The sequence below is a fragment of the uncultured Polaribacter sp. genome, assembly GCF_947501385.1.
Classification (GTDB): domain Bacteria; phylum Bacteroidota; class Bacteroidia; order Flavobacteriales; family Flavobacteriaceae; genus Polaribacter.
Genome location: NZ_CANMVP010000015.1, coordinates 17,803 through 42,164, shown reverse-complemented (window position 1 = coordinate 42,164; position 24,362 = coordinate 17,803). Strand labels below are relative to the sequence as shown.

Genomic DNA, 24,362 nt, shown 5'->3' with positions numbered 1-24,362 from the left:
TACTTTAAAAAGTAGGTTTCTATCATTTATTTCTTTGGAAAAGAAATTATTGTCTTGGCTGTTGTTGCTTAGGCTTGTCTTTTAACAATCCTAATTTTGCTTTGGCAGCATCGTATAAATCTACACCTTTCTTAACAATTAAAGATTTAGCATCAAATACATATAAAATCCCTTTTGTTGCAGCAATAGCTTCAATTGCTTTTTCAGCTTTCTTTACAATAGGTTCTAGCTCTTGTGCTTCTCTTCTTCGCATATCTTGATAAGCCTCTTGTTGTGCTTGATCAAATCTAGCTTTATCTGTTTGTACTTCCTGAGCTCTTTGTTTGTTGGTAGCTTCTGTTTGAGTTGCTTGTTCCGTAGTATACTTTTGAACTTTAGCTTCTAACTTTTTCTTTAAACCTTCAATTTCACTTTGGTAAGACTTCCCTAATTTTTCAAGGGTAACGCTTAATGCTCTTGTTTCTGGCATATTGTCTATTACTCTCTGGTAATCTATATGACCTATTTTTTGTGCATTTGCAACACCACCTATTCCTAAAGTAAATACAGCGATTAATAGTAACGTTTTAAAATTTTTCATTCTTGTTTTTAATTTAATTATTATTGTCTTGATTTTCTTTCTCTTTCTTTGCGTCTTCTTTTTCTTTCTTTAACGCTTCTTTTTTCTTTTTCAGCGCTTCTTTCTTTTTTCTAAGCAACTCTCTTTTTTCTTCTCTTTTCTCTAAAAGTACTTTTTTTCTATCTTCTAACGCTTTCTTTTTTAGTTCTCTATCAGATAATTTTTTAGCAACAATAGCTTCTTTCTTTACTAAGGCTTGCTTTTGTTTCTCTGTAGGCTCTTTTGGAGCACTTTTTTCTAGCTTTTTGGCATTTTTCTTGTCAACTAATCTTGTTCTGTCAATAGTGCCTAAAACCAGGTCGCTAATATCGTATTTTTTATTGGAATATAGCATGACTAAATCACTAGATTTATCAAAAACAAAATCATATTTTTTTCTAGCAGAAATGGTTTGTATGGCATTGTAAACTTGATCTTGAATAGGCTTTACCAATTGTTTTCTTAGTAAAAACATATCTCCCTTAGGGCCAAAGTACAAAGATTCTAACCTTCTTAATTCATCTTGTTTTAAAGAAATTTCTTCTTCTTTCTCTTCAATAAGATCTTTTGTTAAGATTGCTTTCTCATTTGCCAAATCTGTTTTTAGTACTTCTATGTACCGAGCCTCTTTGTCTAATTTTTGCCTCCACTTTACCACTTTTTCATCTAAAGTATTTTGTGCTTCTAAATATTCTGGAACATTTTCTAGAATGTATTCCATATCGATGTACGCAATAATTTGACTTCTCTGAGACCAAGAAATACTAACAGTAAGTAAAAGAACGATTGATAAAAAAATATTTTTCATTTGTGTATAGTGTTTAGAAAAAACCGTGCCAAAAAAACTTTTGACATTACAAATGTACAGTTTTCCTAGAATTGTCTTCCGATAATAAAATGTGTTTGCCAACCAGATTTTTCGATTTCTCCAGGTAAAGGATCAAAACCGTGTGCAAAATCAATACCTAATAATCCAAATGCAGGCATAAATATTCGTACCCCTAAACCAGCTGATCTTTTTAATTCAAACGGATTAAAAGTTCTAAAATTGTCATACGAATTACCCGCTTCTAAAAAACCTAATGTATAAATAGAGGCAGAGGGAGAGTCTGTGATCGAATATCTAAGTTCTAATTGAAATTTATTATAAATGGTTCCCCCAGAGATAGAAGACAGTCTGTTATTTTCATAACCTCTTAAACCCACCACTTCTCTACCATCTAATTGAAAGACAGCAATACCATCTCCACCCACAAAGTAACGTTCAAAAGGTGTTTGCCCTAATGCATCATTATAAAAACCTAAGAATCCCATTTCTGCATTGGTCATTAAAACTAATTTGTCTGTAAAAGCGGTATACCATTTTCCTTTTGCATTTAATTTGTAGTATTCTAACCATTTAAATTTATCTGCTAAGAAATCATTTTGTTGCTCTGCAGTTAGGTTATCTGGTTGTGTATAATCTTTATCACTAAACAAAGAATAGGGTAAGGTTGCTTTGATACCAAATGAAAACTCAGAACCATAGGTTGGAAAAATTAAACTAGGACCTGCAGAACTTCTGCTGAGATTTAAATTGTAGGATAGGTTATTTAAAGTTCCGTTATTTAAAACATTATCACCCACTCTAAAACCATAATTTTTTAACTGAAAACTTTGGTAGGAAACGGTTTGTGACAATTGAAAAAAGTCATCTGGCCATTTTAAACGTTGACCTAAACCTATAGAAGCTCCAGTAATTCCTAAACGCCTGTCTTTATCCACTTCAAAAGTTTGTGGATTCAATTGAAACTGATTCGATTGGTAAATAGAAAAAGATAAAGATTTTGGCGTTCTACCACCAAACCACGGTTCTGTAAAAGAAAAACTATAGGTACTAAAAGTTCTACTGGTTTGTAACCTTAAAGATAGTTTTTGACCATCTCCTGTTGGCAAAGGTTTGTATGCTTCTTTATTAAAAATATTTTTGATTGAAAAATTATTAAAAGACAAACCTAAAGTACCAATAAAAGAGCCACCTCCATAACCACCTTGTAGTTCTATTTGGCTTCCCCCTTTTTCAATTACATTAAAGTTGATGTCTGTTGTTTTGTCTTGATAATTGGGAACTACATCTGGGGTTACATTTTGATCAAAAAATCCTAACTGACCAATTTCTCTAATAGATCTAATAATTTCTCTTCGGCTAAATAAATCGCCTGGTTTTACTCTTAATTCTCTGAAAATTACATGGTCATTCGTTTTGTCATTTCCAGAAACAGTTACTTTTTTAATGCGTGCTTTTTCATCTTCTCGAATTCTAATTTCAACGGTAATAGAATCGTTTTCTACCTTTGTTTCTACGGCGTTTACTTGAGAAAACAAGAAACCGTTATTCTGATATTCTGAAGAAATATCAAAGGAAGTAGGAGAGTTGTCTCCTTTTACACGCTCTTTTAAAACAGCACCGTTGTAAATATCACCTTTGTCTATTCTTAAAATCTGATGCAGCTGTGCATCTGTATACGCTTCATTACCCACAAAAATAATTTCAGCAAACCTGTATTGTCTACCTTCTTCTAATTCGATGTTAATGTCTATGGTATTGTCATCATTCCAAGAAATACCTTCACTTAAAATTCTAGCATCTCTATAACCAAGTCTGCTATATTTGTCTAAGATATTTTCTAAATCTTCTTGGTATTCTTCTTCTATATATTTAGAACCTTTCCAAAAACGACCCAAAAATTTCTCTTTGGTATTGCTCATGTATTTTCTTAGTTTCTTTCCAGAAAGTGCTTCGTTACCCGTAAAATTGATGTCTTTAATTTTAATTTTTTTGCCCTTATCTATAAAGACAGACATATTTACAATGTTTACGTCTGATGTATCTTTTTTAGTATCTATAGAAACTTTTGTTTTTAAGAACCCTTTGTCTGTATATTTTTTTGTGAAGTAATTTTTAGTGGTCACCAATAAGTTATCTGTGACCATTTTACCTTGGGTTAATTCAGCCTCTTTGATAAGTTCTTTGGCCTTCGATTTTTTTATCCCAGTAAGGTTTATTTGATTTAATTGCGGAAGTTCTTGAACATCTAATTGAAGATACACCGTATTGCCATCTAATCTCGCTAGATAAACATCCACATCGCTAAACTGCTTACTTTCGTATAGTTTTTTAATAGCACTTGTTAATTTATCACCCGGAAGTTTAATAGTTTGCCCATATCTAAGACCTGTAAAAACCCGAACGGTTTCTTCACTAAACTTTTTAAGACCTGTTACAGTGATGCCTCCTAGAATGTATTCTTTTCCTTTTTCAAAAGATACCTTTTTTTTGGGAATCGTATCATTTTTAGTAATGATGGTATCTTTCTTAACTTGTGCATTACTGCTAAATGTAGAAAAAAGTGCTGTTAACACTAGTACTGCAGAAAATAATTTCATAAAAAATTTATTCTGTAATTTGTTCGCTTGTCTTTCCAAATCTTCGTTCTCTATTCTGATAATCTATAATTGCATCGTAAAAATGCTCTTTTCTAAAATCTGGCCAAAGTATGTCTGTGAAATATAATTCAGCATAGGCCATTTGCCAAAGTAAGAAATTACTGATGCGATGTTCACCACTTGTTCTTATCATTAAATCGACCTCGGGCAAATTAAACGTATATAAATGGTTATTAATAGTTTTTTCATCAATTTCTTTTACAGAAAGTTCTTTATTAACAACTTTTTTAGATATGTTTTTGATTGCATTAACAATTTCTTCTCTAGAACCATAACTTAGTGCTAATGTTAATACAATTTTTTTATTTTTTTTGGTAAGTTCAATCACTTCTTTTAATGCTTTTTGCGCATTTTGAGGCAAGCTTTCTATACAACCGATGGCATTTACAATCACACCATTTTCCTGAAAAGTAGGTAGTTCTTTCTTTAAAGAGTTTATGAGTAGGCTCATAAGAGCATCTACTTCTAGTTTGGGTCTTTTCCAGTTTTCTGTAGAAAAAGCATATAATGTAATGGCTTCTACACCAATTTGAGCTGCCGTTTCAACAGATTCTCTAACCGCGGTTAAAGCATTTCTATGCCCAAAAACCCTGCTCATTCCTTTACCTTTAGCCCAACGCCCATTCCCATCCATAATAATGGCAACGTGTTTTGGTACTCTTTGTAAATCGATACGTAGTTTTTTATCCATAGTTTTATAATCCTTGTGTATAACAAGCGGGTCTACCAAAGGTATAAATTAAAGAAACACCTGTAAATACATACCAGTCATTTCCTGTTCCTCCAAAATCTAAAGATGGTATTCTACTTGTAGAATAATCAATGTCATCTTCAAATGTATATCTAAACTTCGATTCTATAGCAAAAGCAAATTTACCAGCCAATTTAGATTTAAAGCCAACTCCAAAAGGAATTGCGTAAGAAGTTTTATTGGTAAAAACATAACTTCTTGGTTGTGGCTCCGATGCTACTGTCTTGTAATTAAAAGCTGCCAATTCTATTACTATATAGGGTGTCCAACTTTTATCTTCTGATGAAAGATCATATTCATAAAAGTTAAATTCCATTCCTACTGCTAATTCATTTATGGTATTCTCAAAAGTTAAACCTCTATTTTGTTTAAAGTCTGTATCTGCATTTTCATCATTTCCTGATGTTGGTAAATGGCTAAATGTTGCTCTTACTGCAATTCTCGGGTTCCAATTGTATTTAAAAAAAGCCGCACCAGCTAGGTTATTTGGGTAGATATAATTGGTTCTACCAATATCACCAATATAATTTGTACCTCCTACAGAAACTCCAACTTCATACACTTGCCCTATTAAAATAGAAGAAAAGCTTATAAATACGATAAATAAAATACGGTTTTTCATTCTCAAAAATAGCGTGCAAATATATGAATTTCAATTTGCTTTATAAAGTTAATATTCAGTCTTTTTTGAATAACAACTTTTTCGTTTATTTATTGTGAACATTTGGTTAAAGATTGGTCTCATTTCTGGTATCTTCTCCCCACAATAATTTACTGCGAAGCGTTTTTAAAAATGATTGATTATTAGGGATGATACTTTTAATTGTAAACGGTGCTTTTTCTATAAAAACTTTTGTATTTTCTGCAACGGTAGTGATTCTAGAATCTAAAGAGATCAAAAAATCTTTTTCTCTAGAATCTACTTCTAATTGAATGGTTGTCTCATCTGAAATAACCATGGGTCTTGCATTTAAATTGTGAGGTGCAATAGGCGTAATGATTAAATTTTTAGAATCTGGTGATATTACCGGACCATTACAGCTTAAAGAATATCCTGTAGAGCCTGTTGGTGTTGCAATGATTAAACCATCTGCCCAATAATTGGTAAGGTATTCATTATTTAAGTGAGTGCTTACACCAATCATCGAAGTAGTGTTTTTTCTGGCGATGGTTACTTCGTTCAATGCGAAATTAAGTTCAGCAAACTCGGCTGTTTTGGGAGCCGTTTTTACAGATAATAAGGTTCTTTCTTGAATTGAGTACTCTCCATTTAAAATAAGTTCTACACTTTTCTTAATGGTATTTTTATTGATGGTTGCCAAAAAACCCAACCGACCCGTATTGATTCCCAACATAGGAATTCCTAAATCTCTAATATAAGTGACAGCTCTTAAAATAGTTCCGTCTCCACCTAAGGTAAACATTGCTTCGAAAGAATCATTTAAATCATCAAAATGAGAGAATGTCGGGTACTTTTTATTTAAAATAGCGCCTTCTACTAATAAGTTGTTGAACTTTTTTTCTATAAAACAAACAATATTGTTCTCTTCTAAAACGCTTAAAAGAAGTTGAATTTCTTTCTCAGCTGAAATAGAATAGGATTGTCCGTAAACTGCTACTTTTTTCATTTTTTCTATTTACCTATTCATTAAAAGTAATACACTAAAATTCATAGTTTTTTATGATCCCTTATAATAGAACAAACTCATTTGATACCAAAAACCATCTGAGATGGTTACATCTCTAGATACTTTTGCAAATATTCTGACCTACTTTTTAAATCTTCAAGATAAATATCATTTTCATGGGTAGAGATTATTTTATAATCATACCTTCTAAATGCGTGCATGACTTCATGGATGTCTTCAGAGATAATTTTAAGTGTCAATTGTACAAATTCGTTGTTTCTTTCAGAGATATAGATTCCTAATAATTCTCCACCGTTAGATTCTACAATTTGCGAAACTTCGCTCATGGAATAATCATTTTCTATTTTCTCTATAATTAAAGTCTCGCTATCTTCAATCATAAACGGACTGGTAGAAAAGACGTCTAAAACATCACACAAATCATAATACCCTATATAGTCTTTTTCCTTATTTAAAACAGGAATAATCGTAGCATCATTGTCTGCAAAGATCTTTAAAAGTTCTAAAACGGTTGCCTTTTCATCTGCGAAAAAAGAACTTAGCAAATGGGTATATGCCACCAATTCATCTGATTTATTTTCTATGGTATGAATATCATCTTCCGCAAAACAACCTAAAATCTTGTTGTCTTCTACCACAGCAAAATGTGTGATCGGAAAATTGTCAAACAGTTTTTTAGCCGCTTTTACGCTGCTTTTTAAACTCAGTGGTTTGATTTCATTTAATATGTAATCTGTAATATTCATGCTGTACGAATATAGGATAAATTGATTTAATAATCGCAATTAGATTTGAAAGTGTAATTGGTATAAATTACCTTTGCTTTCTAATTTTAGACAATGACAAAGTTAAGTGTAAATATTAATAAAATAGCAACTTTACGAAATTCTCGTGGAGGAAATGTGCCAAATTTATTAAAAGTAGCCGCAGATATAGAAGGTTTTGGAGCTGAGGGAATTACCATTCACCCAAGACCAGATGAAAGACACATTAAATACCAAGATGCAAGAGATTTAACGGCTGTGGTAACCACAGAATTTAATATTGAAGGCAATCCGATCTCTTCTTTTATCGATTTGGTTTTGGAAACCAAACCTACACAAGTTACTTTGGTGCCCGATGGCGTAGATGCTATTACGTCTAATGCGGGTTGGGACACGTTGAAGCATTCCTCTTTTTTAAAGGAAGTAATTCAAGAGTTTCAACAAAACGGTATCAGGACTTCTGTTTTTATTGATACCGATTTAAAACTGATTGAAGGTGCTGCAAAGATTGGTGCAGACAGAATTGAATTGTATACAGAAGAGTTTGCCACTCAATATGATTTGGGAAACAAAGAAGCGGTACAACCGTATACAGACGCTGCAATTTTAGCGCATACTTTGGGTTTAGGAATCAATGCAGGTCATGATTTGAGTTTAGATAATGTGCAGTTTTTTAAAGAACAGATTCCTAATTTGGCGGAAGTCTCTATTGGGCATGCTTTGATTGCTGAAAGTTTGTATTTGGGCTTAGAAAATGTGGTGAATATGTATTTGCATCGATTGAAATAGACCCAGTTGGCAATAATCAGTCGGCAGTTTGCAGTCTAGTGTTACTTTGCCATAATTATAAAGAGAAATTTTAATCTCAAATAAAAATACTATGATTGTATATGTACTAAAAATAATAAGTGCATTTAATTTCAGAAAAAATCGAATAACTCTGTGAATCTCTGAGATTTCTCTGCGAAACTCTGTGAAATAATAAAAAAATGCCAAAAAAACCAATATTACATTCAACGATAAAAGGCGAAGGAACCCCCTTACTAATTCTACATGGTTATTTTGGCATGGGTGACAACTGGAAAACCTTGGGGAATCAGTTTTCTGAAGATTTTCAGGTGCATTTAATAGACCAACGGAATCACGGGAGAAGTTTTCATGAAGATGCCTTCAATTATGAGGTTTTGGTGGAAGATTTGTATGCGTACATCACACATCACCAGTTAGAGAAATGTATTATCATTGGTCATTCGATGGGTGGGAAAACGGCGATGTTGTTTGCCGTTACCTATCCTGAATTGGTTGAGAAATTGATTGTTGTAGACATTTCTCCCAAACAATATCCACCACATCACAATGCCATTTTAGCGGGTTTGAATGTGATTGATTTTTCTGTTGATAACACTAGAAGCTTGGTCGATAAAAAATTGGCTGAATTTATTCCAGAATTGGGGGTTCGTCAGTTTTTGTTGAAGAATGTCTATTGGAAAGAAAAAGGGCAATTGGCATTTCGTTTTAACCTCCCATCACTGACCGAAAATAATGCTGAAGTGGGTGCTACTTTGCCACCGTTTTTAACTTTTGAACATAAAACGTTGTTTTTAAAAGGAGAGAACTCGGGGTATATTACAGCCAATGAAGTGCCTATCATTGAGGCACATTTCCCAAATGCTAAAATTGTGGAAATAAAGAATGCTGGGCATTGGTTGCATGCTGAAAATCCGAAACAATTTTATAGTGAGGTTTGTGCTTTTTTAGCGTAATTTTTTTGAGATTCGCTAAAGTGTTTGTGTATAATTTTTGGCGCTTTTAAGGACCTAATTTAGCAAATAAATACCGAGTAGAAAATCCGCGAGTCCCGAAACTTCGAGATTCGTTAGTAGGCGAGGACTAGCCATTAATTATACACGGCTTAGCAGTTGTTATTTAGCTATTCTTTTTTTCAAATCCATTCTTTCGAGTAAGATTCTTGTTATTTCAACATAATCTTCACTTAATGTGCGATAAAATATTATGTGTCGGTTTGCTTTAATTCCGAGAAGTTGTTTTGAAATTCCTTCGTATTTTTTTCCTAAATCTGGATTTTCAGCTATTTCCTCACAATTTGAAATTAATTCATCATAATATTTGTCGGCTTGTTTTTCCGACCAAACTTCAAATGTGTATTCCCAAATTTTTGATAAATCAGTAACAGCTTTGTTCGTCAGTTTATATTCAGACATTCGAGTGTTTTTTCGCTTTTAGTGATTCAAGATGTTTTTTCGGGTCAAAATCGTGAGCAATTCCGCTTTCAATTCCTTCTTGGATTGCATTTTTCAAAGCAATCACTTTGCTTTCTTCTTCTTCTAAAAGTCTTAACCCTGCACGAATAACTTCGCTAACGTTTTTAAATCTTCCTTGGCTAATGCTACTTTGAACGAATTGGTCAAAATAATTCCCGAGTGATATTGATGTGTTTTTGTTCATTTTGAAACTAATTTAATTCAAATATACCAAAAATTGGTATAATCTCAAAATTTTCACAAATTGCGTAGAACTTTAACGCTGATATGATGTCGTTTCAATGACTTATATCAGTAGTTAGCGAAGTTATATGAAAATACCTTTAGAAACAAACAAAACTAAAAACAACCATCTTCAAAAGAAAATGGTTGTTGTAAAAATGAAATACACTATTTGTTTAAATTTTTCTCAAGAAAATATCTCCACTAATGGTATTGAGTTTTAAATAGGCAGAGCCTTTATTAATAGTAGCCACGATTCTAGAACCATAGCCTCTTTTTTTGTTTTTATCAAAATCGATGTCTAAATCTGAGTATACAGAGCCAGAGAGTGTTTTTGCTTCAAATTTAGCATCAGAAATGTAAATATCAATGTCTCCGCTAATGGTTTTTAAGTGCATGTCTTTGGAGTGTTTTTTTATGGTGATGTTTCCACTAATCAAATCTAAATTCAATTCACCTACATAACTTGCTGCTTCGACACTTCCAGAAATGCTTTTAATTTTTAATGCCATATTTTTAGGAACATAGATTACGTAATTTACAATATTGTTTTGCTGATGTTGATGGCAATCGTCTTCTTTGTTTTCGTCATCTTTTCCTTCTTTGTGAGAATGTGAATAATAACTACGGTACTTTTTAAAATAGTCTCCGTAATCTGAAGTTACTTTGTAGGTTCCGCCAATTTTATCGGCTTTAAAGTTGAAATAGTCGTTGTGTTTGTTGTCATCTATGTTTACGGTTGCTATGACAGAGATTTCACTTTTATTCCAGTTTTTTATAATGATGTTGTTTGCAAACTTTAGGTTTACATAGACATCTTCAATATTTTTACTACTGGTATTTTCTGTGACTATTTTTTGTGCGGTTAGGTTGCTAAAGGTTATTAACAATCCTAGGAGTATAATGTATTTTTTCATTTTTAGTGTTTTAAGAATTAGTTGTTGTTATTGGTGAAATAAAACTTATTTTTTTCTTAGGTAGATATTTCCCATTGAAGATTTAATGTAAATCTTTACGCCTCCGTTATTCAGTTTGCTGCTAATGCTTTTATTGCCGCTAACATTAGATAGCCCTTTCTTTTTAGGAGCTTCAAAATCGAAATTTGTGTACACCGTACCTTGTGTTCTTAATTCTAAATCTGCTTTTGTATTGGCAGGAATTGAAACATCTATTTCAGAAACTGATGAGCTAATGGTGATGGGTGACGTCTGACTCACTTTGTCAAAATCGATGTCAATTTTACCAACACTTGTGTTTGCTGTAATTGGGCCAGTAACATTTTTCATTTGTATTTTACCCGTATTTGTGGCAACTTCTACTTCGCCCGTAAAACCTTCTAAAGAGACTGAGCCTAAATTGCCTGCATTTACAGAAATATTCATTGTTTTTGGAAGCACTAAATTAATGCCGTTTCTTTTGTAGTAAGACATCAAATCTGTAATGTATAGTACGTTGCCTTCTTTGCTAACTGAAAAACCATAACCGTCTGTATTGTCTTTTCCGCCAGGGTATACGGCTGTTAATCCTTTTCTTTTGTCTGCTTTCTTCTTTTGATAATCTTCATCATTTCTATGGTTTCTATGGTTCTCGTGCTCTTTGTGTTTTTTTGAATTGTCTGTAAGTACCAATTCAGCTGTGTTTCCTGCGGTTAGAACAATTTTTGTTCCGCTTTCTAATACTACTTTTTTAACGCCTGCTAATGAGTATTTGAATTCTTTTTTTTGGGCTGATACAATACTTGCCACAAATAATAATAGGATGTATATTTTTTTCATGATTTCTTAATTTTTATAATAAACTTGGTAAATTTAGTTCGACTTGTTGTTTTACATATTTGGGTGTTTCCTCATTGTTTAATAGATTTTGCATAGATTCAATGGCTCTTTTTTCTTGAATTTTAGCTAAAATCTGAATCAGCTCTATTTGTACAGAAGCATTTTCATCTGTTTCTAAAGCTTTGATAAAGGCATCTCTTACAATTGTTTCTGATGAAAATTTAGACAAGGTTTCTGCTGCAGCTGAACGTACATTTGCGTTTTTATCAAAAAATAACCGGTTAATTAATGCTTCAATAATTTTGGTGTCTTTTTTATTAAATTCTTCTGCGTTTGCAACTGCTAATATTCTTTTGCTTGCAGAGGTGTTTTCTAATAAAGCCAATACTTTTTCTTTGTTCTGTTCTTGTACTTGGGCAATTTTTGTAACATCTGCTTGATGTTTTCCAAATAGAAATGCACCCACTACAATTACAATACTTGCCGCCACTTTTAAATACGATTTCCAGTCTTGTTTTGGTGCTAAAGGAATAACTTTGGGTGCATTCTTTTTAATTTCACTCGCAAGCATTTCTTTAAAATTGGTACGTAAATTGGTAGAAGGCTCTTGCATTTTTTCGCTGTCTAGCATGGCTAAAAATGAGGTGAGTTCTTCTAATTCTTTTGTACAAACGGCACAAGTTTTTAAGTGTGCTTGTACTTCAGAATTTGCAACTTCTGATAAAGAATGCGCTACATATTGTGAGAACTGCTCTTGAATTTTTGTACACTTCATGATTTGTCTATTTGAAAATATATTTCTTTTAATTTTTTTAATGCTCTGTGTGTTTTTACTTTTACAGCATTTTCACTACTCCCAATAATCTGCGCTATTTGCTCATATTTAATTTCTTGAAAGCGATGCATAATAATGAGTTCTCTTTCTGAAGTTTTTAATTGTAACAAGGCTTTGTTTAAAAAATCCAATTCTTCTTGTTTGCTTTCAGAAATTTCTACTTCGCTAGCTAATTGATCGTCATCAATTTCATTTGCCCGTTCTTTTTTTGTTTTTTGATAATAACTAGAAAAAACGTTTCGTGCTATTGTAAAAATCCAAGCTGCGAAATTCCCATTATTATAAGATGCTTTGTATTTTATTATTTTTAAGAAAACATCTTGGGTTAAATCTTCACTTACCATTTTGTTCTGTACCATTTTATTAAAATAGTTGTACATGCGTACATGGTATCTATCAAACAAAAGGGTTAGCATTTCTAGCTTATTATTGGCTATTTGCAACATTATTTCCTCGTCAGTTAAATGTTTCAAAGTTCGGTTTTAGGTTGGTTTCTATTCTTAAAACCATCAATTTACAAAAAGGTTACATTTTATTTTATTTTTTCTTTTAAGAAAGATTGAACTTTCAATTTATAATGACTTATTTACTGAATTGAATGCATAAAAAAATCCTGAGCCATGGCTCAGGATTTTAAAATATGATATGGATAAAAATTATTTTTGTTTTGCCAACAAATCTCTAATTTGAGCTAATAATTCTTCTTGAGTTGGTCCTTTTGGAGCTTCTGGTTTTGGCGCTTCTTTTTTCTTGGTTGCGTTAATACCTCTTATGATCATAAACATCACAAAAGCAACTATGATAAAATCTATGATGCTTGTAATAAAGTCACCATACAATAGCGCAACTTCGCCTACTTTTTCTCCAGCATCATTTAAGGTGCCTTCTTTCATGATATACTTTAACTTCTTTAAGTCGGCCTGAAATATCATACCAATTAAAGGAGATACAATGCCGCCAGTAAAAGAAGTTACAACCTGTTTAAAAGCTGCACCCATAACAAAACCTACAGCAATGTCTACAAGGTTTCCCTTCATTGCAAACTCTTTAAATTCTTTAAGCATTCCCATTTTAGTATGTTTTTATAATTGATTGTAAGGCTAAAGTACTCAAAAATAGCTAAAGTTTTAACGTTTTCTTAACACGTTGTGAAATCGCGGTTAAGGTTTCATATACAATGGTTTCTGAAATATTAGCAATATGCTGAAGCATTTCTTGATTGTTAAAGATAATTACTTCATCTCCTTCCTTGCAATCAATTTTGGTAACATTTACCATAATCATATCCATACAGACATTGCCAATAATGGGTGCTTTTTGATTGTTGATGAGTACATATCCTTTTTTATCACCTAACTTTCTAGACAAACCATCTGCATGTCCCACGGGGATGGTTGCTGATTTTGTAGGTTCTTTCGCAACAAAAGCTCTGTTATAGCCCACCGTTTCTCCGGGCTTTATCAAATGAATCTGAGAAATGATAGATGTTAAATTATGGGTATTTTTTAAGGCTGAAGTTTCTTTTGTATCGTTCCCAAAACCATACAAACCAATGCCAATTCTAACCATATCGAATTGTGCTTTCGGATAATTTACTACGCCAGAAGTGTTTAAAATGTGCAACATGGGTTCATAGCCTAAGTGTTTGTAGAATTGTTTTACTATGTGCGCAAAATTATTAATTTGATTGGTCGTAAAATCTTTTTCTTCTAAATCTTCGCTTGCTGCCAAATGAGAAAACAACGATTGTACTTTGATATGATTTGTTTGTTTTAACTCAGACAAAATTTTAGGTAAATCTGTGTGCCAGAATCCCAGTCTATTCAGACCCGTATTGAACTTTATATGAATTGGATAATTCATTAAAGGAGCTTCATCTGCCAGTTTTAGAAAGGCATCAAAAATTTTAAAATTATACAAATTGGGTTCTAATCTATACTTTACAATCGCTTGTAAGTTCTGAATTTGTGGATGCAACACTAAAATAGGTGTTTTTACAGCTGCTTCTCGCAAAGCAATACCTTCATGTGTATAAGCAACCGCGTAATAATCTACTTTATCTTCTAGGAATTTGGCAATTTGTACACCATCACTACCATAGCCAAAAGCTTTTACAACAGCCAGCACTTTTGTTTTAGGGTTTAGTTTTTGTTTGAAATAAGTTAGATTGTGTTCTAAAGCATTTCCATCAATTTCTAAAACAGTAACATGGTTGTTCATATAGTTAATGCTGTTCCGAAATTTCGGAAGATTCGGTATTTTTTAGATCAGTTTTAGCATCTTTTACTTGAGAAGCTGTATCTTTTAAAGAAATGAGTTCTTCTTGTTGTTTTTTCAATGCTTTGTAATATGCAGCTCTACTTAAAGGTTCATATTCTTGCATTTCACCCAACATTACAATATTGTCATTTTTAGCTTTTCTAAAACTATAATGTGCTAAATTCCCAGTATGTGTGCAAACGGCATGTACTTTGGTAACATATTCTGCAGTTGCCATGAGTGCTGGCATTGGGCCAAAAGGATTTCCTTTAAAATCCATATCTAAACCCGCTACAATAACCCGAACTCCTCTGTTTGCCAAATCGTTACAAACGGCTACAATTTCATCATCAAAAAATTGTGCTTCATCGATACCAACCACATCTACATCATTAGCTAACAGGCGAATATTTGACGCGATAGGAACAGGAGTAGAACGAATTCTATTGTCGTTATGAGAAACAACTTCATCTTCATCATACCGGGTGTCTAAAGCAGGTTTAAAAATCTCTACGCTTTGTTTTGCAAATTGTGCCCGTTTTAAACGCCTAATCAATTCTTCTGTTTTGCCAGAAAACATAGAGCCACAGATTACTTCTATCCAACCAAATTGTTCTGTATGATTTACTGTATTTTCAAGAAACATTTTGTAATTTTAGGCTTTAGAATTTTAAATTTTGTGTTACTTTGGTATGCAACAAATTTATTAAAATTTACGAGTAAAAAATAATTTATGCTGAATTCATTTCAGGATCTAAAGACAAGGTATGCATAAAAAATTGGAAAGTGACTTAATGAGTTTAGCACACAGCATTTTGCAGATGAAAAATAAAGAAGATGTGTTTGCTTTAAAAGAAAAATCACAAGAGCTTTATGAGAAATTATCTTTGTTGGCTTTTGTTGAAGAATATGTAAATACAACTCCTAATTTAGAAGCATCGAAAGAAGAATTGATTGCTAAGGTTGTAAATGCATTAGAAACAAAGAATGCAGCTGCGGAGACAGAAGATGTTTCTAAACCTATCGTGCATCAATTAGATGAAGAATATTTAGAACTCGACAATGGAAAATTAAAGGCAGAAATTGGCGATGGTTTTGATAAGGAAGATGCTCAAGTAATCGAAAAAATAGCAGTACTTCAAGAATCTTTAGAAGTTGAAAAGGAAGAAACTCTAGAACAACCTTTTGATGATTTGGAAGGACTTATTTATGGAGATACAAAACCCACAAATTTTAAAGACGACCCAAAAAATGTTGGCGAGCGAAATTCTCCAACTTTAGAAGAAGAACTGGAAGGGACAATTCCTGTAGACATTATGGCGAATTTATTTGAGCCAACGCAACCAAAATCTTTAAACGATAGATTGGCAGGGAATATTCAAATTGGTTTGAATGATAGAATTGTTTTTGTAAAGAATTTATTTGACGGGAGTCAGGAAGATTTTAATAGAGTCATTTCTCAATTAAATACCATTAAAACAGAAAAAGAAGCAAATAAATTTATCAATAAAATGGTAAAACCAGATTATAATTGGGCGGAGCATGAAGAACTAGAAACACGTTTTATGGAGATTGTTTCGCGTAAATTTATTTAAAAAAGAATCTTTGAAACCTGTCTTAATTCATACACATTTCCACAAACGCAAAACAGGAGTTACTAGAAGTATAGAAAATGTACTGCCTTTTTTTGATGAGAAATTTGAAACATATCTGTATGGTTATAATGTTGCGGGCAATAAAATTACTACTTCAAAATTAAAATCAATTTTATTTTCTGATAGAGAAGTCATTGTGCATTGTCATAGAAATAACGAAATGATAAGAATGTTGTTATTTCGTTTTTTTGGAGCAAAATTTAAATTGATCGTTACCCGACATGCAGAAACCATTCCTTCTGGGCTCACAATGAAACTGCTAAAAAAAGCAGATAAAGTAGTTACACTTATTCAAAGTATGAGTGCGCAATTGGGGATAGAAAATACCGTTGTTGGGCATGGAGTAGCTGTAGATTTATTTGTACCAAAAGAGCATGTAGCTTTGCCAAATATACTGCAAGAAAATAGGATTCTTTGTGCAGGAAGAGTTCGTAAAGCAAAAGGACAAATTGTCTTGCTAGAAGCTGCAAAAGTTTTAAAAAATCATAAAGATTGGGCCTTAATAATTGTCGGTAAAATTGACAAGCCTGCTTTTTTGGAGGAATTAAAAGCAATCGCAAAAAAACATTCCATAGAAAATCAAGTTTATTTTATGGATGAAACAAGAGATATTGTTTCTTATTATCAAGCATCAAAAATTGCAGTTGTACCCAGTTATTCTGAAGGTTTTTCTTTGGTAACAGCAGAAGCAATGTCTTGTGGCTGTAGTATTATTGCAACTAAAAATGTTGGTGTTCATTCTTCATTAATTCAACATCAAGAAAACGGCTATTTATTTGAAGCAGGAAATATCTCTGAACTAGAAAATTTACTACAACAACAATTAAATGGAGAAATTCCTTTATTAGGGAAGCAAGCCAGAGAAGAAATTCTGAAGAACTGGAGCGCAGCAAAAGAAGCAGAAAATTTAATAAGTGTATATAAATCGAATGAACAATAAATCTTAAAAAAATGAAAAAAGTGTTTTTTACCTTACTACTTTTTGTAGTACCATTCTCAACCATTAAAGCACAAAAAATTGATATGAAAAAATCTTTTGGAGAGAATGTATATTATCAAAATGATAAAAAATTGAATTCCAAAGAATTAAAGGTTTTAATGAAAAATAATACGGAAGCTTTAGACTTCATGGAATCTGCAAAGTCGAATCAAACTTGGGGAATGATTTTAGGAGGTGCAGGTGGTGCTTTGATCGGTTATCCAGTAGGAACAGCCATTGGTGGAGGAGATCCGCAATGGGTTTTGGCAGGAGCAGGAGCCGCATTAATTGTCGCAACGATTCCTATTTTAAAAGGGTATAATAGGAAAACTAAAAAAGCCGTAGACTTATACAATGCGAGTGCTCCAGACGTGAGTTCAAATTTTAAACCTACATTTAATTTTATCTTAAAAGGAACTTCTATGGGAATTTCAATGGCATTTTAATGAAGTCTGTCATTTCTGTTTTTGCTGAAAATGTAGCTTCGAGACTTGAGAAAAATTTTTATCAAACGGTTAAAATAACGTGATACAAATGCTTATAAGTATGTCTGTTCGAGCGGAGTCGAGAACTATTAAAGTTTCTTGAAATCAATTAATTAAACAAACACGTTAATGGTAGCGGAGTCGAGAAGTCATTTTTGTAAGTCCAGTAATCTATAGAGCGTGCCTATAGATTCCTGCTTTCGCAGGAATGACAGATTTTCTTTAAAAAAAAGTATAAAGATTAAGTAATTCGTTAGAAATCTCTAACCCATTCTATTCTTCAACTCCTCTACAATTTTTTTACTATTTCCAATAAAAATTTCATTGTCAACTATAAATACTGGACGCTTTAAAAAGGTATACTCATCTAAAATGAATTTTCTATAATCTGCTTCAGAAATTTCTTGATTCTTTAAATCCATTGATTTGTACAATCTTGCTCTTTTATTAAATAACGCTTCATAACTTCCAGAAAGTTTGTGCATTTCTTCTAATTGATCAGCATTTACAGGATTCGATTTTACTTCTTGCAACTCAAAATCAGCGGTATTTACTTCTTTTAGAATTCTTTTGCAGGTACCACAAGTTTGTAAAAAATAGACTTTTTTCATGGGAATCGGTTATATTTGTTCCTTCAAAAATAAACATAATAATGAAGATACAATTCGATGTTTTAAGAAAATCTAGAGATTTAGTTTTAAAAGAACTAGACGGATTAACTCTAGAACAAATTCATACAATTCCTACTGGTTTTAAAAATAATATTGCTTGGAACGTGGCACATTTGGTGGTAACACAACAGTTATTACATTATAAATTGTCGGGGTTAAACTGTTTGTGCCCAGACGAATTAATTGAAGGATATAAAAAAGGAACCGTACCCACACAAAATTTTACAGAACAAGCGTTTGAGGAGGTAAAAGAGTTGTTATTGGGTTTGCCAGATACTTTAGAAGAAGATTTTGAAGCAGGTATTTTTGAGAATTATGATGTATATTTAACAAGCACGGGGTTTGTTTTAAACTCCATAGAAACAGCCATTGCTTTTAATAATTTTCATGAAGGAATTCATTATGGAATTATTAGAGCCCTTAAAAAACTAGTATAACTTTATGGATTATTTTTTAATTGCCACCGTTTTAATAGTACTCTCTGCAGCTTTTGGTTACATCAATACCAAGTTTTTAAAACTGCCAAATACCATAGGTTTGATGCTTATAACCATTGTATTTACTTTGGCTGTTTTTATGTTGAGTTATTTTGATGACACCTTGTTGTTAAAAGAAAGAGAACTAATTACAAGTATAGATTTTGAAACCGTTCTTTTAGATATTATGTTAAGTTTTCTGCTTTTTGCAGGAGCATTGCATACCAATTTTCAACAACTAAAAGTACAACGAAAACCCGTATTTATTTTTGCAACGCTGGGCATACTCATTTCAACTTTTTTAACGGGTATTTTTGTTTTTTATGTCTTACAAATGATTCAATTAGAGGTAGATTTTATTTATTGTTTATTATTTGGGGCTTTAATTTCGCCAACAGATCCTATTGCTGTTTTAGGAATTATGAAAAAAGTAGGTGCTCCAAAAAAACTAGAGACAAAAATTGTAGGAGAATCTTTGTTTAATGATGGTGTAGGTGTTGTCATTTTCTTAACTATTTATCAAATAGCCAAAGGAGGAACAGAAATTTCTGCAGGTCATATTGCAGAATTATTTTTGGTTGAAGTCGTTGGAGGAATTATTTTAGGACTTATTATTGGTTGGATCACTTATAGGTTGATGAAAAGTATCGATGACTATGACACGGAAGTAATTATTACATTGGCGGCTGTTATGGGAGGGTCTTTGCTTGCTCAAAAACTGCATGTTTCTGCACCTTTAGCAATGGTTACCGCAGGTTTGCTTGTGGGTACAGATACTGTTAGGAAATCTTCTATGAGTGAAGTTACAGAGATGTATGTAGATAAATTTTGGGAATTATTAGATGTGCTTTTAAATACTGTTCTTTTTGTGTTGATTGGAATGGAAATTCTAGTGCTCACTTTCGATGCGAGTTATATTTTAGCAGGATTTATCATTATTCCCCTATTGTTAATGGCCAGATATATTTCTTTGTTATTACCCATAAAACTGTATGCAAAGAAGTTAGATTTTGTTCCCAAAACAAATTTAATTATGACTTGGGGTGGTTTACGAGGAGGAATTTCTATTGCATTGGCTTTAAGTCTCACAGAATCTATGGAACGCGATTTATTTTTAGTAATTACCTATATTGTGGTGGTATTTTCGATACTTATTCAAGGACTTACTGTAGGTAAATTGATAAAAAAATTCACATAATCATAGGTTCGCTATTCTAAAAATAGCCGACAGTTTATACATATATAAAAGTGAAATTCAATACAAAAACAATCCACGGAGGGCAAAATCCAGAAGAAACTACAGGTGCGGTAATGCCACCTGTTTTTATGACTTCTACTTATGCGCAATCAAGTCCTGGAGTTCATAAGGGATATGAATACTCAAGAGGAGGAAATCCCACAAGAACAGCATTAGAAGATAATCTTGCAGCCATAGAAAACGGAACGCATGGTTTTGCGTTCGCATCAGGTTTGGCTGCAATAGACTGTGTATTAAGAACCTTAAATCCAGGAGATGAAATAATTGCAGGAGATGATTTATATGGAGGAACGTACAGAATGTTTACAAGATTATTTAAAAAATACGGATTAGAATTTACACACGTAGATATGAATTCTGTAGACAATATTTCCAACGCAATTACAGAAAGAACAAAACTGGTTTGGATAGAAACACCCACAAATCCATTAATGAAAATTGCTGATATTGAAGCAATTTGTTCGGTAGTAAAAGATGTGAATTCGTCTATTTTAGTGGCTGTAGATAATACCTTTGCCACGCCATATTTGCAACAACCCTTAACTTTAGGAGCAGATATTGTGATGCATTCTGTGACTAAATATTTAGGAGGTCACTCAGATTTGGTTATGGGAGCTTTGGTGGTAAAAGATAAGGAATTAGCAGAGGAAATTCATTTTATTCAATTTGCTGCGGGCGCAATTGCAAGTCCAATGGATTCTTTTTTAGCGCTAAGAGGTATCAAAACATTGCATATTAGAATGCAACGTCATTGCGAAAACGGACGCGCAGTTGCTAATTTTTTAGAAAATCATCCAAAAGTTGGTGCCGTTTATTATCCAGGTTTAGAAAGTCATCCAAATTATGATATTGCCAAAAAGCAAATGAAAGATTTTGGCGGAATGGTTTCTTTCCGCTTAAAAGATGAGAGTAAAGAAGCAGCCTTTAAATTTTTAGAAAGTACGCAAATTTTTACGTTGGCAGAATCTTTAGGTGGTGTAGAAAGTCTGGTGAATCACTCTGCAACTATGACACATGCCTCAATTCCTGAAAAAGAACGCTTAAAAATGGGAATTACAGATGCTTTAATTCGTTTAAGTGTTGGTATTGAAGATGTAGACGATTTATTGGCAGATTTAGATAGCGCGTTGAATCTGTAGTAAAATTTACAAACCCCAAAGGTTTTAAAACCTTTGAGGTTTTTTTATAAGTATTCTACTGGCTCAGATTGACATCTTAAAGCACAATTATTTTAGTGAATGCTACTTAAAACAACCCATTGATTTGTGCATCAATTCTATCAATAACATAACCCAAATCTTCTTGGTTGTCTACAAAATCTAAATGATCTACATCAATTACTAATAATTTTCCTTTTTTATACGTAGAAATCCAAGCTTCGTAACGCTCATTCAACCTGCTTAAATAATCGATAGAAATTGAATTTTCATATTCTCTTCCACGTTTATGAATTTGACCCACCAAAGTAGAAATGTCTGCACGTAAATAAATTAACAAATCTGGTGGAGAAACTAAATTTTCCATCAGATCGAAAAGAGAACTATAGTTGTTGTAGTCTCTATTGGTCATTAAACCCATTGCATGTAAATTCGGTGCAAAAATATGCGCGTCTTCATAAATAGTTCTATCTTGAATGATGTTTTTACCAGATTCTCTTAACTCTAAAATCTGTCTAAAACGACTATTTAAAAAATAGACTTGCAAGTTAAAAGACCAACGTTCCATTTCTGTATAAAAATCGTCTAAATATGGGTTTTCATCAACAGATTCAAAATGGGGTTTCCACTTGTAATGTTTAGATAAAAGTTTGGTTAGTGTAGTTTTACCAGCGCCAATATTTCCTGCAATTGCAACGTGCATATATAAGTTATATAAGATTAAAAAGTGATGCTAAAGGTACACAATTTTTAGAATTAACAAAGCAATTTATAACCAAAGCCTCGCACGTTTATAATTTGAATATTTTCATCTTTTTTTAACTTTTTTCTTAGCTTAGAAATAAAAACATCCATACTTCTGGCATTAAAGAAATCATCATTTCCCCAAAGTTTATTTAAAATTATTGTTCTGTCTAATACTTCATTTTTCTTTTCATAAAGATGGTAAAGTAATTGTGCTTCTCTATGTGTTAACTGTTCTTCTTCTTCCTCAGCATAAGATAGTAGTTGCTTCGTTACATTAAAAATGTATGCTCCAATTTTTAAATCATCTAAATTCCCTTTTAATTCGTTTCTATCTAAGAGTGCTTTCATTCTAATAATTAATTCTTCCATAGAAAAAGGTTTTTTCAAATAGTCATTTCCACCATGTTCAAAACCTTCTAAAACATCGCTAGTTTGTGATTTTGCTGTTAAAAAAATAATAGGAATTGTCTTATTTTCTAATCGTATTTCTTTTGCTAAGGTAAAACCATCTTTTTTGGGCATCATTACATCTAAAACCAATATGTCTGGCTTTTCTTGTTGGTAAAGAAACAGAGCTTCTTCACCATTCACAGCGTGAAAAACAGTAAATTTTCTAGACGCTAAACTTTCTTTTACAATCATTCCTAAACTAGCTTCATCTTCTGCTAAGAGTACTTTAATGTTATTCATTCGGCAAGTTTATTTTAAATATGGTACTATTTTTTGTAGAGGATAACTCTAAAGTTCCCGTGTGTTTTTCAATGATTTTTTTACTGTAATACAGGCCAATTCCAAAACCTTTTACATCGTGTGTATTTCCTTTTGGAACTCTATAAAATTTATCGAAAATCTTTTCTTGTTGATTTTTATCAATGCCATTTCCATCATCTGCAACAGAAATTTCAGTAGTATTTAAAATAGCGTTAATGGTGATTTCTATCTTATTTCCACCATATTTTACTGCGTTGTCTATCAAGTTAGAGACTGCGTTTTCAAAATGAAAATTATCTACTTTTAAATAAATAGGTTTTAGATTAGATGAAAAGGAGATTTCTTTTTCTGAATTTAAAAATTGATGCTTACTCACTAACTTTTCAATGGTTTCTACAACATCAATTGTTTCTTTTTTCAAAATGAGTTGCTCGCTATCTAAAGTGGCAGTTTCTAATAATTTTTCTACCATTTGATGTAATTTTTTCAACTGAACAGAAGACATCGAAAGGTATTTTTTTGTTTTCTCTTTATCTTCTAAAACATTAAAATTTTCAATAGCTTCAATTGCGGTAGAAACGGTAGCTATTGGGGTTTTAAATTCGTGGGTAATATTGCTAATTAGATCGTTCTTTATGGTTGCTAATTCTTTTTGTTGATTGATGATTTTTAGCAAATAAAACAAACTAAAAATTACGGCTAAAGAAAGTAATAAAGATAATAAAATGCCAAAAGAGCTTCTTTTTAAAGCCTCAAAACTAGTATTGTTGTATACTAATTGAAAAGCTTCGTTTTCTTTAAGAAAAGTAGATTTTGAGCTTACCGAGAAAGTTTCAGCATTTAAAATGGAATCTTTTGTTTGATGAAATAAAGTATCATTTTTTAAATGATGAAAACTTGTTTTTAAATCAATTCCTTTTTGATTCAACTGTTTTTCTATCAGAGAATCTATCTTTTCGTATGCTACAGATTGGTCTAAAAAAGAGATAAAAATGGGTTTAATACTTGTAATAAACCTTAAGCTATCTGCTGCTTTTTTTCCTTCGTAGTACTTTACAGCTGTTTTTGTTCCATTTTTATGCAAGGTATAGCCATTTTCTTTATCTGTAAATTGGGTTAGTATTTGTACAGAGTCGGCTTTTTTGCTTAAAGGAGAATTTGAATCTAGATTAAATTCTGTCACAAATTTCTTTGTAGAATTCATCATAGAATCTACTTTTTCTTGAGAGAGATTTTCATCAGAAGTAATCTTAATATTGTTAATTTTTACTCTAGACTTATTATTTTTAGAAGTGTTTTTCTTTAATTTTTTAAGAATATTACTAATGCTACTATTTTGTAACGATTTTTTGTGAGCATCGCCATCATCAGTATTTACAATAGTAATAAAGTTGCTTTTGGCAAGAGATGAATAATATTCTTCTACGGCATTGTCTAAACTTAGCTGAATCTCATTGGTAACTCTTTGCTTATTTTCTTCATAATTTTTATAGTTCCAATACAATTGCACACCAATTGTAGCAATAATGGTGAAGGTAATAAAGTAAAAAACCCATTGATACTTCTTTGTTTTCATACCTCAAATATAGGTAGTAATTTTAA

28 protein-coding genes are annotated in these 24,362 nt (G+C 32.1%); 8 read left to right on the top strand and 20 right to left on the bottom strand.

Annotation, left to right across the window (positions count from 1 at the left end):
• Positions 1 to 46 precede the first annotated feature (46 nt).
• The 7 genes from Q0998_RS11005 to Q0998_RS10975 form a co-directional block, all read right to left on the bottom strand.
• Positions 47 to 580 carry an OmpH family outer membrane protein gene (locus tag Q0998_RS11005; protein WP_299669969.1) on the bottom strand — a complete coding sequence of 178 codons (534 nt, stop codon included), beginning with the start codon at positions 578 to 580 and terminating at the stop codon, positions 47 to 49.
• Between the two features lie 13 nt (positions 581 to 593).
• Positions 594 to 1,406, bottom strand: coding sequence for an OmpH family outer membrane protein (locus tag Q0998_RS11000; RefSeq protein WP_299669967.1), 813 nt, complete (start codon positions 1,404 to 1,406; stop codon positions 594 to 596).
• Between the two features lie 65 nt (positions 1,407 to 1,471).
• Positions 1,472 to 4,024, bottom strand: a complete 2,553-nt coding sequence (gene bamA, locus Q0998_RS10995; RefSeq protein WP_299669965.1) for an outer membrane protein assembly factor BamA — start codon at positions 4,022 to 4,024, stop codon at positions 1,472 to 1,474.
• Positions 4,025 to 4,031: 7 nt separating this feature from the next.
• Positions 4,032 to 4,775 (bottom strand): isoprenyl transferase, encoded by a 744-nt coding sequence (locus Q0998_RS10990; protein WP_299669963.1) that lies wholly within the window; start codon positions 4,773 to 4,775, stop codon positions 4,032 to 4,034.
• Positions 4,776 to 4,779: 4 nt separating this feature from the next.
• Positions 4,780 to 5,457 carry a DUF6089 family protein gene (locus tag Q0998_RS10985; RefSeq protein WP_299669961.1) on the bottom strand — a complete coding sequence of 226 codons (678 nt, stop codon included), beginning with the start codon at positions 5,455 to 5,457 and terminating at the stop codon, positions 4,780 to 4,782.
• 106 nt (positions 5,458 to 5,563) lie between these two features.
• The gene (locus Q0998_RS10980; protein WP_299669959.1) at positions 5,564 to 6,463 is read right to left on the bottom strand and encodes an NAD kinase; all 900 of its coding nucleotides are present in this window, start codon (positions 6,461 to 6,463) and stop codon (positions 5,564 to 5,566) included.
• Positions 6,464 to 6,570: 107 nt separating this feature from the next.
• Positions 6,571 to 7,230 carry a CBS domain-containing protein gene (locus Q0998_RS10975; protein WP_299669957.1) on the bottom strand — a complete coding sequence of 220 codons (660 nt, stop codon included), beginning with the start codon at positions 7,228 to 7,230 and terminating at the stop codon, positions 6,571 to 6,573.
• A gap of 93 nt (positions 7,231 to 7,323) precedes the next feature.
• On the opposite strand from Q0998_RS10975, the gene Q0998_RS10970 reads away from it, so the two are divergent.
• On the top strand, positions 7,324 to 8,037 hold the full coding sequence (locus tag Q0998_RS10970; RefSeq protein ID WP_299669955.1) for a pyridoxine 5'-phosphate synthase: 714 nt from the start codon (positions 7,324 to 7,326) through the stop codon (positions 8,035 to 8,037).
• 200 nt (positions 8,038 to 8,237) lie between these two features.
• Positions 8,238 to 9,011 carry an alpha/beta fold hydrolase gene (locus Q0998_RS10965; protein WP_299669953.1) on the top strand — a complete coding sequence of 258 codons (774 nt, stop codon included), beginning with the start codon at positions 8,238 to 8,240 and terminating at the stop codon, positions 9,009 to 9,011.
• Between the two features lie 159 nt (positions 9,012 to 9,170).
• On the opposite strand, the gene Q0998_RS10960 is transcribed toward Q0998_RS10965, so the two are convergent.
• The 9 genes from Q0998_RS10960 to Q0998_RS10920 all read right to left on the bottom strand — a co-directional run bounded on the left by Q0998_RS10960 (position 9,171) and on the right by Q0998_RS10920 (position 15,267).
• Positions 9,171 to 9,470, bottom strand: coding sequence for a type II toxin-antitoxin system RelE/ParE family toxin (locus tag Q0998_RS10960; protein WP_299669951.1), 300 nt, complete (start codon positions 9,468 to 9,470; stop codon positions 9,171 to 9,173).
• Positions 9,463 to 9,714 (bottom strand): type II toxin-antitoxin system ParD family antitoxin, encoded by a 252-nt coding sequence (locus Q0998_RS10955; RefSeq protein ID WP_299669949.1) that lies wholly within the window; start codon positions 9,712 to 9,714, stop codon positions 9,463 to 9,465. The genes Q0998_RS10960 and Q0998_RS10955 overlap by 8 nt, the downstream gene beginning before the upstream one ends.
• 214 nt (positions 9,715 to 9,928) lie before the next feature.
• Positions 9,929 to 10,669 (bottom strand): DUF4097 family beta strand repeat-containing protein, encoded by a 741-nt coding sequence (locus Q0998_RS10950; protein WP_299669947.1) that lies wholly within the window; start codon positions 10,667 to 10,669, stop codon positions 9,929 to 9,931.
• 45 nt (positions 10,670 to 10,714) lie between these two features.
• Positions 10,715 to 11,527 (bottom strand): hypothetical protein, encoded by an 813-nt coding sequence (locus Q0998_RS10945; RefSeq protein WP_299669945.1) that lies wholly within the window; start codon positions 11,525 to 11,527, stop codon positions 10,715 to 10,717.
• A gap of 13 nt (positions 11,528 to 11,540) precedes the next feature.
• Positions 11,541 to 12,302 (bottom strand): zf-HC2 domain-containing protein, encoded by a 762-nt coding sequence (locus Q0998_RS10940; RefSeq protein WP_299669943.1) that lies wholly within the window; start codon positions 12,300 to 12,302, stop codon positions 11,541 to 11,543.
• Positions 12,299 to 12,835: an RNA polymerase sigma factor gene (locus Q0998_RS10935; protein WP_299669941.1), complete on the bottom strand. Its 537-nt coding sequence runs from the start codon at positions 12,833 to 12,835 to the stop codon at positions 12,299 to 12,301. Before Q0998_RS10935 ends, Q0998_RS10940 begins: the two co-directional genes overlap by 4 nt.
• Positions 12,836 to 13,018: 183 nt before the next feature.
• Positions 13,019 to 13,426, bottom strand: coding sequence for a large conductance mechanosensitive channel protein MscL (mscL, locus tag Q0998_RS10930; protein WP_299670074.1), 408 nt, complete (start codon positions 13,424 to 13,426; stop codon positions 13,019 to 13,021).
• 55 nt (positions 13,427 to 13,481) lie between these two features.
• Positions 13,482 to 14,582 carry an alanine racemase gene (gene alr, locus Q0998_RS10925; protein WP_299669939.1) on the bottom strand — a complete coding sequence of 367 codons (1,101 nt, stop codon included), beginning with the start codon at positions 14,580 to 14,582 and terminating at the stop codon, positions 13,482 to 13,484.
• 4 nt (positions 14,583 to 14,586) lie between these two features.
• Positions 14,587 to 15,267, bottom strand: coding sequence for a thymidine kinase (locus Q0998_RS10920; RefSeq protein WP_299669937.1), 681 nt, complete (start codon positions 15,265 to 15,267; stop codon positions 14,587 to 14,589).
• Positions 15,268 to 15,442: 175 nt separating this feature from the next.
• Here Q0998_RS10920 and Q0998_RS10915 point away from each other — a divergent pair, with 175 nt between their 5' ends.
• The 3 genes from Q0998_RS10915 to Q0998_RS10905 are packed head-to-tail and all read left to right on the top strand — an operon-like array spanning position 15,443 to position 17,701.
• Positions 15,443 to 16,216: a hypothetical protein gene (locus tag Q0998_RS10915; protein ID WP_299669935.1), complete on the top strand. Its 774-nt coding sequence runs from the start codon at positions 15,443 to 15,445 to the stop codon at positions 16,214 to 16,216.
• 10 nt (positions 16,217 to 16,226) lie between these two features.
• A complete protein-coding gene (locus Q0998_RS10910) occupies positions 16,227 to 17,216 on the top strand; it encodes a glycosyltransferase family 4 protein (protein ID WP_299669933.1) in 990 nt (329 codons plus the stop codon).
• 11 nt (positions 17,217 to 17,227) lie between these two features.
• Positions 17,228 to 17,701 (top strand): hypothetical protein, encoded by a 474-nt coding sequence (locus Q0998_RS10905; protein ID WP_299669931.1) that lies wholly within the window; start codon positions 17,228 to 17,230, stop codon positions 17,699 to 17,701.
• Positions 17,702 to 18,003: 302 nt separating this feature from the next.
• Here Q0998_RS10905 and Q0998_RS10900 read toward each other — a convergent pair whose 3' ends face one another.
• Positions 18,004 to 18,351, bottom strand: coding sequence for an ArsC/Spx/MgsR family protein (locus Q0998_RS10900; protein WP_299669929.1), 348 nt, complete (start codon positions 18,349 to 18,351; stop codon positions 18,004 to 18,006).
• Between the two features lie 41 nt (positions 18,352 to 18,392).
• Here Q0998_RS10900 and Q0998_RS10895 point away from each other — a divergent pair, with 41 nt between their 5' ends.
• The 3 genes from Q0998_RS10895 to Q0998_RS10885 are packed head-to-tail and all read left to right on the top strand — an operon-like array spanning position 18,393 to position 21,284.
• Positions 18,393 to 18,848 carry a DinB family protein gene (locus tag Q0998_RS10895; RefSeq protein ID WP_299669926.1) on the top strand — a complete coding sequence of 152 codons (456 nt, stop codon included), beginning with the start codon at positions 18,393 to 18,395 and terminating at the stop codon, positions 18,846 to 18,848.
• A 4-nt stretch (positions 18,849 to 18,852) separates the two neighbouring features.
• Positions 18,853 to 20,085 carry a sodium:proton antiporter gene (locus Q0998_RS10890; protein ID WP_299669924.1) on the top strand — a complete coding sequence of 411 codons (1,233 nt, stop codon included), beginning with the start codon at positions 18,853 to 18,855 and terminating at the stop codon, positions 20,083 to 20,085.
• Between the two features lie 50 nt (positions 20,086 to 20,135).
• Positions 20,136 to 21,284 (top strand): cystathionine gamma-synthase, encoded by a 1,149-nt coding sequence (locus Q0998_RS10885; RefSeq protein ID WP_299669922.1) that lies wholly within the window; start codon positions 20,136 to 20,138, stop codon positions 21,282 to 21,284.
• Between the two features lie 106 nt (positions 21,285 to 21,390).
• Here Q0998_RS10885 and Q0998_RS10880 read toward each other — a convergent pair whose 3' ends face one another.
• Genes Q0998_RS10880 through Q0998_RS10870 form a run of 3 tightly spaced genes read right to left on the bottom strand, consistent with a single transcriptional unit; the run spans position 21,391 to position 24,336 of the window.
• Positions 21,391 to 22,005, bottom strand: a complete 615-nt coding sequence (locus tag Q0998_RS10880) for a deoxynucleoside kinase (protein ID WP_299669921.1) — start codon at positions 22,003 to 22,005, stop codon at positions 21,391 to 21,393.
• Between the two features lie 53 nt (positions 22,006 to 22,058).
• Positions 22,059 to 22,739 (bottom strand): response regulator transcription factor, encoded by a 681-nt coding sequence (locus Q0998_RS10875; RefSeq protein WP_299669919.1) that lies wholly within the window; start codon positions 22,737 to 22,739, stop codon positions 22,059 to 22,061.
• On the bottom strand, positions 22,732 to 24,336 hold the full coding sequence (locus Q0998_RS10870) for an ATP-binding protein (protein WP_299669917.1): 1,605 nt from the start codon (positions 24,334 to 24,336) through the stop codon (positions 22,732 to 22,734). The genes Q0998_RS10875 and Q0998_RS10870 overlap by 8 nt, the downstream gene beginning before the upstream one ends.
• Positions 24,337 to 24,362: the final 26 nt, after the last annotated feature.